Origin of the sequence: Flavobacterium sp. GT3R68, from assembly GCF_007109225.1 — a bacterium.
Classification (GTDB): Bacteria; Bacteroidota; Bacteroidia; order Flavobacteriales; family Flavobacteriaceae; genus Flavobacterium.
On sequence record NZ_VJZK01000008.1, the window covers coordinates 122,912 to 135,634 of the forward strand.

The 12,723-nt window shown below is 32.3% G+C and carries 5 protein-coding genes; 2 read left to right on the forward strand and 3 right to left on the reverse strand.

Annotated features, from left to right (window positions below; genetic code table 11):
- Nucleotides 1–37 precede the first annotated feature (37 nt).
- The 3 genes from FNW07_RS13350 to FNW07_RS13360 are packed head-to-tail and all read right to left on the reverse strand — an operon-like array spanning nt 38 to nt 5,966.
- On the reverse strand, nt 38–946 hold the full coding sequence (locus FNW07_RS13350) for a hypothetical protein (protein ID WP_126744560.1): 909 nt from the start codon (nt 944–946) through the stop codon (nt 38–40).
- A gap of 4 nt (nt 947–950) precedes the next feature.
- Nucleotides 951–4,664, reverse strand: coding sequence for a YecA family protein (locus FNW07_RS13890; protein WP_199745239.1), 3,714 nt, complete (start codon nt 4,662–4,664; stop codon nt 951–953).
- 18 nt (nt 4,665–4,682) lie between these two features.
- Complete coding sequence (locus tag FNW07_RS13360; protein ID WP_126744559.1) at nt 4,683–5,966, reverse strand: phage integrase SAM-like domain-containing protein; 1,284 nt, start codon at nt 5,964–5,966, stop codon at nt 4,683–4,685.
- An 822-nt stretch (nt 5,967–6,788) separates the two neighbouring features.
- Here FNW07_RS13360 and FNW07_RS13365 point away from each other — a divergent pair.
- Nucleotides 6,789–11,660 carry a choice-of-anchor D domain-containing protein gene (locus FNW07_RS13365; RefSeq protein WP_126744558.1) on the forward strand — a complete coding sequence of 1,624 codons (4,872 nt, stop codon included), beginning with the start codon at nt 6,789–6,791 and terminating at the stop codon, nt 11,658–11,660.
- Nucleotides 11,661–12,115: 455 nt separating this feature from the next.
- A partial coding sequence (locus FNW07_RS13370; protein WP_144265638.1) for a PKD-like domain-containing protein occupies nt 12,116–12,723 on the forward strand: 608 nt, incomplete at its 3' end.

The window sequence follows — 12,723 nt, forward strand, 5'->3', positions numbered from 1 at the left end:
AAAAAAATATTATTTTTTTAGATGGACCAAAATCGGACTAAATAATGTCTAAAAAGTGAAATTCTGATTTTGTTTTCCGTGTTAATTGTAATTTTCTTTTTTCTGGTGTATCAATAGAATTTTTTTCATGAAAATCATATAAGTCTCTTAAAAATTTAATACCCTCAGAGTTATTTTCATAAAAGTCTTTAAATAGGTTTTTATTCTCACAATGATTATAAAACCGAACAAGATTAGCAGATTTTTTCAGCCATTTTCCTCTGCTATTATCTAAATATTTTAGACTAATCAGTTTCCTTTCATATTCAAGAAATGTTCTTAAGTTATTCGTATTCCGTCCAATTAAATTGTTCAATATTTCGTCCCTTGACAAGACAGGTATTTCTTCATTTTTATCAAATAAATGAGGTGATAAATGATAATATTCATCTTTTAAGCTTTTATAACATCTGCTATATGACTTTAAATATTCTTTTAGTACCAATTCATTTATACTATTTGAATTACCTATTAAACTCTTTAAATTATTACTAGTTTTAAGAATTTCTTCAATATTATTGATTAGCATTTTTGTAAATTTTATATCGGACAAACTATTTTCCAATTCGTTTGTTATTGATTCTAAAAACCTTTTTTCTTGCGTTGAGATTAGTGTAGTTAGCTCCAATTTAAATATTTCTAAATCAATATTATCTAGTAAATACTCATAATTCAGACCTTTATAAAAATGATTCTTATTTTTGTTATTAAACTCCTTGTAGGAAATAGGAAGTTTTTCAAAGTCTTCCGCATCAACTTCTATTTCATAGAATTTCATAGACCTTTTTATAACTTCATTACTATTAATAAAATCATCGTTAATCCCAAAAAAATCATCATTTAAATATTCTATTTGGGGAACATAAACATTTTCGATGTCTAATAAGCAATGTTTTATATATTTCATTTTGTTATTGATTGTTATTGAATATTTTTTTTCCTTTCACCTCATTAAAAGAATAAATTGGAATTTGAGTTTTTTCAATAAATTTTATTGGAAGTTGATATGAAGAAATCACCAATGGCTTAACTTCAAATTGCAATAAATCTAAATCAAATTTTATTGAAAGTTGCTCAAGGTTTTCTTCTAACCAAATCCCTCTTGCAATATGCTTAGGCAATTGTTTTGTTAAATAGTTTTGAACATCACTTGAGAAATCATACATTATTTTTACTTGTTTGGTATTTTTGCATTCTATAGAATAAATAATCTTATTTTCTAAATCAAAAGCCAATATATCAATATCCCCGTAATCCCTAACTGCATTTGGGAATACGCTCTTTCGAATTTTAACTTCATGTTTGATAATTTTTAAATTAGTATTATCACTTAACCATTCATATACTTTATTTCTGAATTCAGTTCCTTTTATATTATTTCTATCCTTTATTAGCTGGTTAATCTCTTTGTGTTCTTTATTAACTTTTAATAAACCACTATGAAATATCGCTAATAGATTCTCTAAAGCCCTATCTAAATGTCTTGCACTCCATAATATTGTATAGGAATTATTTTCAGCTTTCAATTTTAGTATTGGTCTCCTAATATAAGAATACTCTCTATTGTATCTCCATGGGTATATTTCAGGATATTCACTTTCATTTTCTGGCACATCCATTTTTCCCCTTGTTACTATTGACATGAACTTAACGAATGCATTTATTTCATTTCCGTCTAAATCAGAATTGTCTTTTAAAAGCTGCATAAATTCTAATTCACCACAGCTATAAATTGAATTTTCATTAACGAAGCAATGGTTTGAAAGAAATATTAATATATGATGAATTTTTGTAAGTGTAATCCCTATATCATTTTGAAATGCAATATCTACCTTATCATAATAAGAATTTAAGGATTCATCTTGTTTAGCTCCATCCTTTTTTACTTCCTCTTTTCTAAAACGATTATCAAAAGATTCCCGATACTCGTGAATTTCATCAAAAGTAACTGACTCACTATATTTTACAAGGACATTCTCATAAAAATCATGATTCATTCCTATTCTTCCAGATGGTAAAAGCCCCATGTCGGGGTTGTCAATTCCCAATTTAATTGAATCTTTTACTGAACCATAATAAATTAATTCACTGATTAAAGCCAATAAAAAATCAGTATCATCGTCATTAACTGTTTTATTACCATAGTAAGGTTCAGCTATTACATATTCAATTAAGCATCGAATTGCATGAGATGATTTAATTAATTTTGAATTAAAATCTTTATATTCTTCAATTATATCATCATATTTACTAAAACATTCCAATCTGGCTACTAGTCCAATATCCTTAAATCCATTTTTTTGTATCAAAGACTCATGTCTTAACATTAAATGAATTAATAATTTTTCGGAATTATACTCGTTAATTCTATTTCTTATTTGATTCGTTAGTGAGTTAATTAAGTCATTACATAGTTTTATTTTTTCTTCAATATCATTAATCTTGATTGGAATTGGTGTACTATAATTTAACCATTTTACGTTTTCTTCGAGAACAATTGATGTATCAGCAGAATATATATATCTGACAGTAGGTATGTATTTATCAAATGATTGAATATTATCATGTGAATTAGATGTAAGAATCATTTTTTTCTTGCCTAAGGGGATATATTCATCAATAATGTTTTTAATCAGTATCTCTGGAATTTCTTCAGAACCGTTAATAATAAGCAGATTATTTAAGCATTTAATAACTGAATTCATGATTATTCTTTCGCCATAGTTATCTTCTCGATGTAAAGCATTGAAGATACCGACAGGAAAAGTCAATTCAATTTTTCTTTTATCAGGGTTAATTTCAAAATCAATATTGATTTTGTTATTGTCAGGCATTTGCTTTCCATCATTCATAAATTCTCTTAACATTTCATCAAATGACAATATGAACTCAACAGGAAGTTTCCCTAATGGTTTTAATAATGAATTAAGTGGATGATGTAATTCGTTAAGCCAGTACAAAATCGCATCAATGAAATTTTTACCCAAATAATCTCTTTGCTGCTTACATGATACCCAAATTGGAAAAGAAAATTTTTCCAAAGCAACTTTTAAGCTTCCTTCAAATATTTCTTCAGAAGTATATATTTTAGCATATTTCTCTGTTTTATATACAGGAATGTAACCCAATACTTTTTCATCATTAATGTATAAAATTAAATGTTTATCATTTTTTTTATCTGCTTCAATAATCACTTCACCTTGCATGCTAAAATCAAAGGATATCATATTTGGTATTGCATCATCACTATGAAAAAAGGATTCCTTATTCGAAACATACCATTTGTAATAAGTAAGGATTGAAAAAAATGGAGCGATAATAATGTCCTTTTCATCTAATCTATTTTTAGCTTTAGCATATTTCCAAAACGATAATTTATCTATATCCCAATATGTATTAATTCTTTCAAAATCAAAAAAATCTATAGCTAACTGATATTTTGCCTCTGTTATACCTTCAAACATATGAGGTACAATTTCATCAATTTTATAAGAAGCAAAAAAATGAAGAGATAAGAATTCTATATCTGTCTGTTTATATTCTTTCTTAAAATTATGAATAACTTCATTAGCTCTATCTTCCGTTTTTATATTAGAATCTTCGTGTATGTAGCATACGTAAGCAAACTTATTAGTATCAAATTGCCAAATTGATTCATCTTCATTTAGCAGGGAATCAAATTCGATTTTAGACCAATATGGAACTAGATATTTATATACCTCTTGATTAATAAATTTATTATAAGTTTTGTTTAAAATATCCAATTCACTATTTTCAGAAATTACTTTTCTGATGAATAAATTCAAGGAATACATTTGAGCTGTAGGTAATGCTAAGTAGTATTTGTCATCATAAATGATAAAGGGCTTTTGAATAAGTAAAGTTTCTTCTCCGTTATGATTTTTTATTTCTTCTGGTGTAGATACAAATTCTTTAATTATATCGTTTTGAATATTAAACTTTGTATATATATGTTGTATGTCTTCAATTGTAAATTCAAATAAATGACTATTTGATTCTAAAAATTCGGGGGTTGGGAAGTGAATTTTTCCTTTATAATCATCTTCATATAAAAACCTTTCGTAATTTAATTTTTTTGCTATTTCATTGTGAATATGCAGTAAAAGGAATGCACCTTCTTTTATTTTATTTTTTGATTTTTCAGATAATTCATTTTTCCAAATTATTGTAGTGCTTAAAAGTATCTGATTCACATTAGTACTGCCACTAGAAATCCCTGGGAACACGATATTGTTACCATTTAAAAAAATTAAATTTTCGGTAAAAGAAGATTCAGAAGGGTCTTCCCTATAATCACTGGCAAACTGTTTATGAATTATAGATTGGAATGCTACATAATTTACATCCAAATCATTATTTGTGAGATTTTCACATACAGTATTTTGAATGGTTTCTAACCGTACAACCTTAGAATGGTTCTTGGGAATCAATTGAATAAGCGATAAAACTTTTAATAATTTGATAGAATTATTAGTCTTAATAAACAATTCAAAATCATTACCAACATTTTCAGATGTTAAGACATTTCCTGCTTTCCCTAAACAACATTTTTTATATTTTACATCACTCCCACAAGAGCATAAATCGTTTCTACCTATTTTCATAACTGCATATTAAGCTACTTATACTACTTTCATTAGTTCTATACTCTTCAATTCTTCTTTTTTACTCCAATATTCTTCAAGTTTATTAGCCTGCTCTTTTAAAGTAGTTTTTACGTATTTAAGAAATTGGGAATTACTCCTATGAGAGGTAATAGCCATGATTGTCTTATCTGGTAATTTACCATAATGATTTGACACGAATGACCTTCTACATGTATGCGAAGAGATAAGTTTATATTTAGGATAATATCCTTTAACTTTTCTGTTTGTTTTTGGGTCTTTGATACTCCCTAAAATAGTTTCATCTATTCCTGCTGCTTCGCATAAATCTTTCACATATAAATTGAACTTTTGCTCAGATATTATAGGCAAAACATTATTCCTCTTTTCTAAAATCCTTTTTAATTGTGGATGTATTGGAATTTCAACTGAAGCCTGAGTCTTTTCAGTACATATAATTTTGATTCTGTTATTAGATATATTGAAATCATTAATTCTTTTCAGGTCGGAAATTCTCAATCCTGACCAAACCCCAACGATAAACAAATCCCTGACATTTTCCAATCTCAAATTGTTACTTAAATCTAAATTGAAAATTGTTTCAATTTCATTTTCGTCTAAATAAGTATCAAGTGTTTCATCTCGTTTAAAAGTAAATTTATTACTTTCTATCTCTACACTTGTCTCAAAACCTTCAATCTTAGATTCCTTTACAAAATTCTTTATATGGCTGATATATTTCTCAATTACAGTACTTGAATAATTGCCTTCGGTTTTCAAAAAACTGGTGAACTTTCCGTGAAAATTTAAATTAATATTTTTTGTTTTTAACTTCTCATGTTTAATTTCAAACTCTTTTAATCTAGTTAATGTAGTCGTATAATTCTGAATTGTTCTTACTGAAATCTGCATTCCTGATTTAGGGTTTATTCTGGTTTTTGAGCTTTCAATATATTTTGCTACAAATGGTACAAAATAAAATCTATAATCATCGTCTCCTTCAGGTTTGCAGTAAAAACCATCAACTTGTTTTATTAACCAATTACTATCAATTGTTTCACCCGTTGGAAAATCTGTATTAAAGCCTTGTAAAATATGCTTCGATATATTTTCAATCTTTTCTTCAATAGCTTTCTTTTCTTCTAGAGGCAGTCCTTTTACTTTATAAGTCTTGTTACTCCAATTAATTGAATTAATAAAAACATTAGACTTTGCATAACAATTAATTTTATTATGAAAAAATCTAATATTAAGATTTACTGGGTCTTTTGTACCTAATGCTTTAAATTGGATAGTTGCCATAAGTAGGGTTGTTTTACAGTGACAGAGATACAATTTAATTCACGGATAATTCACGGATTTATATTAATCTTAACTAAATTAACTGAAATTTATTTGGATTCACTTTCTTCTAAAGCCTTAGTAAACAAGAGGATTAAGAATTCGTCACATCAAGCAAGATAAAGTCAGTTCCTCCCGTCTTCGCTACAAAAATCAAGTATTTGAAAACAAACGGTTTAAGCTATCTAAACCGTTTTTTTTATGCTCACATATTATAGTTCATAACATTACTCTCAAAAACTATTGTTAACTTTTTCGTGAAATAAAAATCAGAAACTATAATATCTTGAAGATAGGGCCTTTTTTAGTCACTGTCCTTCGGACGCGCCTGTCCCATATGGTGTCTGAATTTTCCCCTTTTGAAACTATATTTTTGACCCTGCAGTCATTGTTATTTCTACACTTTACTATTTTATGCGGAAAAACCATAAAATTCACATAAGAACGTGTTTTATTATTATAATAAATAAAAATAAAGAATAAACTTACTTTTCTTAACAATATATGCGCTTAATCGACTTTATTTGTATTTAATCGACAAATAATTTTTTTATTTCAAAATATCGCATTATATTTATTTTCTAATTAACTGATTGTAAGCCTTTTAGTATTAAATTAAAGAAAATGTTATTTTTATCGATAATTAACATAGTTATGTCGATTTTATTGAAAATGTTTTTGTATTTTTAACATATAAATAACATATACACAAGTTGCCTATTTAAAATGCCATAGCCCAAAATTAACAAACACACTGAATCATTAATCTAATCCCCAAAGATTATGAAGAAAATTACCCTACTAGCTGGCAAACTAATTCTTACTTTAGTTTTCCTATTTTTTACCGCTTTAAGTTTTTCCCAAAACGCAAATCTTATCATCAGCGGTAATGGAGTCGACATTGCAAACAATGACATCACACCAAGTCTAGCTGACAACACTGATTTCGGAACAGTGTATGTGGGAAACACCCTGAACAATACCTTCGTACTAAGAAATACAGGTGTGGCCGGCAATGCTGGTTCTCGCAAAATTACATTCTCAAACCCTTCGATAGTAATATCCGGTATTGATGCAGCACAATTTTCAATAATTTCAGGTCCTACAGCAGGAAGTACATTAAATGGTGGTGGAGCCATTTATTCTCCAAATTTAGTAATTCGCTTTACTCCTACTTTACCAACCGGGACAAAAAATGCAATTGTTACTGTAAATTATACCAATAATGGAGGCGCTTTAATGTATACTTTTGCGATTAAAGGTATCAGCGCCGCCAATCCTGAGATTGATATTGAGGGTAATTCTACATCGATTGCAGATGGCGATATCACCCCTACCATTACGGACTGGACCGATTTTGGCACCACTGAGGTTGGGGGAAACATTCCACGAACTTTTACAATTAAAAATTCAGGAAATCTAAACTTAACGATCGGAGCCATAACTATCAGTGGGCCTAACGCTGCTGATTTTACCGTTACTACCGCACCAAGCGCTACAGTAGGCCCAGGATCCAGTACGGCATTCGTAGTAACCTTTACTCCAACTACAAATGGTAGTAAATCGGCCACGATATCCGTTATAAATAATGATTCCAACGAAAATCCATATGATTTTGCCGTTAAGGCTTTGGTAATCCAGACTTTTTATGACAGTGATGATGACCTTGTTTTTGACAACATCGATATTGATGATGATAATGACGGGATTCAGGATATTGCAGAAGAGGCAAATTGCAATAATGCGAATGGGCATAAAGTAAATTATAAATTTCTAAATGAAACTTTTGGAACCGGATCCAGAACAACCATAAACACTACCTATGACGCAAGAACGACCTATTGCTATGAAGATGGTATCGTGGGTCCTAATACCGCGGCATGTCCATTCCAGTCTTCAATAATACTTGATGATGGAGAATATTGCGTCGTTTCTAAAATAACAGGCACAATAGCCAGCGATCCTGAAAACATTCACGGGGATCTTGCATGGTATAATGGAGAAGATCACACACCAGGCGATACCAGCGGAAGAATGGCTGTTTTTAATGCCAGCTTTACTCCGGGAGTGTTTTACGAAACTACCATAAGTGGTGTTTTATCAAATTTGCCTATTACTTATAGTTTTTGGGCTCTTAACATTATGGCTCCATCTACTTTCCCAGGCTCTATCTTACCCGATGTGACTGTGCAATTTGTGGATTTATCAAATAATATACTTGCTACATTCACAACCGGACAATTTGGAAGATGTTCTGGAGGCCTCGCGGACAATTCATGCGCCCAAGGTGTTTGGAAACAATACACAACAAGTGTAAATCTAGGAAATGTAAACGCCTTTACGGTTCGTTTTATCAATAACGCTCCTGGTGGAGGAGGTAATGACCTTGCTTTAGACGATATAGTAATTGCCCAGACCTTATGTGATTTGGATAATGATGGTGTTGCTGATATGTTTGATTTGGATGCGGATAACGATGGCATCGAAGATGTCATTGAAGCAGGATATGGAAACCTAAGTAATGGTAAAGGAAGAATTGATGTGGCCTGGATTGATGGAAATGGAAATGGACTTCATGATGGCGCTGAATCATTATCACCGGTATTGGATTCTGACGGAGATACCATTCCAAATTATATCGATTTGGACAGTGATAATGATACGCTTTTTGATGTGGATGAATCAGGTGCGGGAAATACAAATGCCGTTGCAGGATATGTAAACGGGGATGGTGATATTACCGGAGATGGTGTAGGTGACGGTTTAGATACTGAAACATTTAGAAGCAAGGATGTGGATGGAGATGGTATCACGGAAGGTTTTGGAGACGGAATCTTGGACATTTACGATTATGGAACCGGTATCTATCAATATGGAAATCTAGACCAAGGCTCTTTCATAGCTCCTTTTCTGAATTATGTAATTGACACGGATGGCGACGGAACTCCAGATTATATGGACATTTCTTCTAACGGTGCCACTTATGATATTGCCGGAACATTGTATGCCACTTTAGATGCCAACAACAATGGAATAATTGACGGAACTACAGATATTGACAAAGACGGAATTGTAGATGCTTTTGATACTAATAACGCCCTTTTTGGATCACCAAGAGATTTAAACAGAAAACTATTCCTTGATTTTGACGGAAGAAATGATTATGCACAAAGCACTGCAATCCTGGGCGGCTTATCAAATACTTCGTTAATGGCTTGGGTTAATATGAGAAATGATTTCGCCAAAGTGGGTGTAATTGTTGGACAAAATAAATTCCAGTTACGAATTACTACCAATAAAGAATTGGAAGCCGTAGTAAATGGAACCATGTTAACATATACCCTTCCTTTAAATGTTTCCCAATGGTATCACGTTGCTGCTGTTTATGGTGGAGGATTTTTAAAATTATACTTGAACGGTGTTATGGTAAGCAGTCAAGCTTTGAGCGGTACCATCGCAGCCGACCCTTCCTTTTTGACTATCGGTAAAAACCCAATAGCGGGAGATAAATATTTTAACGGAAAAATAGACGAAGTACGTGTATTTAATGTAGCGTTAACTGATAGCCAACTGCAAAGAATGGTGTATCAGGAAATCCAAAACAACAGTTCTCAAGTGAGAGGTGCTGTCATTCCAAAAGATATAGGCACGTTACCTTATGCAAATCTTTTGAGATATTACAGAATGGATGTTTACAAAGACGATATTATTGATGATTTAACAACTCCAGCGATTGACATTGCTAGTGGAACCAGAATTTACAATCATAAAAACATATACGTTCAGCAGGCGCCAATGCCTTTCATCACGGAAAGAACAGGGGATTTTGCAACTGCTGTAAATAGTCCATCCAAAGAAATCAGAGGAATGGACATCATGGATTTTGATTGGTCTATCGTAAACGTAAAACATAACATTACCGAAAGCAGCAACACCATCGACTTAGGAATGTTCGTAGACCCTTTAGTAAAAATTGTGATGAACAATGATAACAAAATCCAAAACGACTGGTATTTGAAATTGGATGGGAAAATCGATTTACAAGGAAAATCACAATTGGTACAAACTATCCAAAGTGACCTGGAGCCAACCAGTGCAGGTAGCATCGAAAGAGATCAACAAGGACAATCTAATTTATACAACTATAACTATTGGTCGTCTCCAGTGGGCCCTATCAACGCCTTTACTAACAACAACAGTTATACCGTTGGCGGCGCTATAAAAGACGGAACAGATCCGGCAAATCCAATAAATATCAATTGGGTAGGCGGTTATGACGGAAGTGCCGGAACGCCAATTAGCCTGGCTCGTTATTGGATCTTTAAATTTCAAAACGTAAGCAATTTATACGCAAACTGGGCACAGGTTACAGAAAGCGGTTCTCTTTTACCAGGGCAGGGATTCACAATGAAAGGCAGCGGCGGTGCAGGTACCACCCAAAATTATACTTTCACGGGAAAACCTTTCAATGGAACCATCACCAGTCCAATAGCAGCTAACAATTTGAATTTAAGCGGCAACCCGTACGCATCGGCAATCGACGCAAATCAGTTCATAGAAGACAATGTGACTTCTATTTCAGGTGTGGCAACAACTACAGGCACTATTTATTTCTGGGAACATTCCAGCGCTAATAATACACATATATTAGCCGCTTATCAGGGAGGCTACGCTGCTTACAACAAAACAGGCGGAACTCCTCCTATTGCACCGACAGGCATTAACGGTACCGGTGGGAACACAAAAATTGCCAAACGATTTATTCCAGTAGGACAAAGCTTTTTTGTGGCCGCAAGTGTTACAGGGGGCAATATTGTTTTCAATAATAATCAGCGCCTGTTTGTGAAAGAAGATAATGCAGCTGCTTTTGAATTGTTCAGAACCAATAGGTCTTCATTAGCCTCTTCTACAGCCTCTACTGAAATAAATGCGAATGATGAATATGAAATCGATACATTTAAAAGAGTTCGTTTAGGATTTAATTCCAATAACAACTACCACAGACAAATTTTGCTTGGCTTTATGAATGGGAATGCTACCAGCAATTACGACCCAGGGTATGACGGATATCACATTGATAGTCAACCCAGTGATATGTGTTTCATTAGCGATAAAAGCAAGCTTACCATTCAGGGTGTAGGTTTCTTTAATGAACATAAGAAATACCTACTTGAAGTAATAACAGATGTAGCCGGAAATGTTGAATTTGTACTGGATGGATTGGAAAATTTCAGTACTAATCAAACTGTTTACATATATGATAAACAAACCAATACTTATCACAGCATTAAAAATCAGGGATTTGGAATCAGGCTACAAGCCGGAACATATAGTGATCGTTTTTATTTATGTTTTAACAACAAAAATAGCAATACGGTAACCGCTAAATCAGATGAAAATGGCGGTGTGGGTGCAGAGATCCAAGTGAGGTTCACCAATACGAACCATAATCTGAATATCATCAATACCACTGAACAATTGGTAAGTTCCGTTACACTTTTTAATATTGTAGGTCAGTTTATAACGCAATGGAATATTACTGATAAAAACCAAACCGATATTCAGATTCCTATTGAAAATTTAAGCGCTGGAACCTATCTTGTAAAAATTAAAACTAGCGCCGGTGATATCAACAAAAAAATTATTATCCAATAAATTAAAAATCTTAAAATTTATAAAAGCTTCTCCACCGGAGGAGCTTTTATATTACCTAAAATATTCTAATTTTACAATGTTAAATATCTATTTTCAGGTAAGTGATCCCCTTTTAAAAAGTCATCTTTACTAAAATATGGTTGTTCATCGAAGGATGGAAACAATTCATCGAAAACTGAATTCTATCTCTCAAAAATAGATTTTAAATAACTAATTTTAAAGTAGTTAGTTCAATAAAAAATACCTATTATGGTAAAAATTACTTTGTGATGTATACAAATACTCTTAATATTTCTTGTTTATAATCTAAATAAATATTTTTATATTTTATACAATTTACGAACCCAATCGTAAAACATATACCACAGGTTTTATTCGGAATTTTATCATAAGTGGTTTCCATTGAGTTAATCAAATATCAAAAAAATGTATTTGTTTAATCAATAGCATTCATTATGAAAAATTTTAAATTCCTGGTAATTCTGTTGTGTTTCAAATCCTTTATTAGTTTCGGCCAATGTCCCGTAGCCACTGCTGCGCCCGATGTTGAAACGTTGTGTTCTGGGGGGACCACCAATGTTTCATTAACGAGTGATATAGTGGGTACAACTTTCACCTGGACAGTTGTGGAAACGGATGTAACCGGTGCTAGTGCAGCTAGTGGAATTCTAATTGCACAAACGCTTACTGCAACAGGTACCGTTCAAGGTACAGCTGTTTATACCATTACTCCAAATGCAAATAGTTGCAATGGTACACCTATAACAGTAACCGTTACTGTAAATCCGCAATCTAATGCAGGTTCGGCAGGAAGTACTACTATTTGTGATTCCAGCTCGACCCCAATTGATTTATTTAGTTTGATTACCGGAGCACAACCCGGAGGAACTTGGACACGGCCCACAGGAACCGGCGGAACATTCGACTCAGCAGCAGGTACTTTTACTCCCGCGCCCGGAGCAACAAACAGTACCTTCACCTATACTATTACCGGAACATCACCTTGCGTGAATGACTCAAGCGTTGCAACAATTACCATTAATGCCCAACCTAATGCAGGTTC

Excerpts from the sequence above, each read along its gene's own strand:
- FNW07_RS13350 (WP_126744560.1), bottom strand. The coding sequence starts at position 946 with ATGAAATATATAAAACATTGCTTATTAGACATCGAAAATGTTTATGTT.
- FNW07_RS13890 (WP_199745239.1), bottom strand. The coding sequence starts at position 4,664 with ATGAAAATAGGTAGAAACGATTTATGCTCTTGTGGGAGTGATGTAAAA.
- FNW07_RS13360 (WP_126744559.1), bottom strand. The coding sequence starts at position 5,966 with ATGGCAACTATCCAATTTAAAGCATTAGGTACAAAAGACCCAGTAAAT.
- FNW07_RS13365 (WP_126744558.1), top strand. The coding sequence starts at position 6,789 with ATGAAGAAAATTACCCTACTAGCTGGCAAACTAATTCTTACTTTAGTT.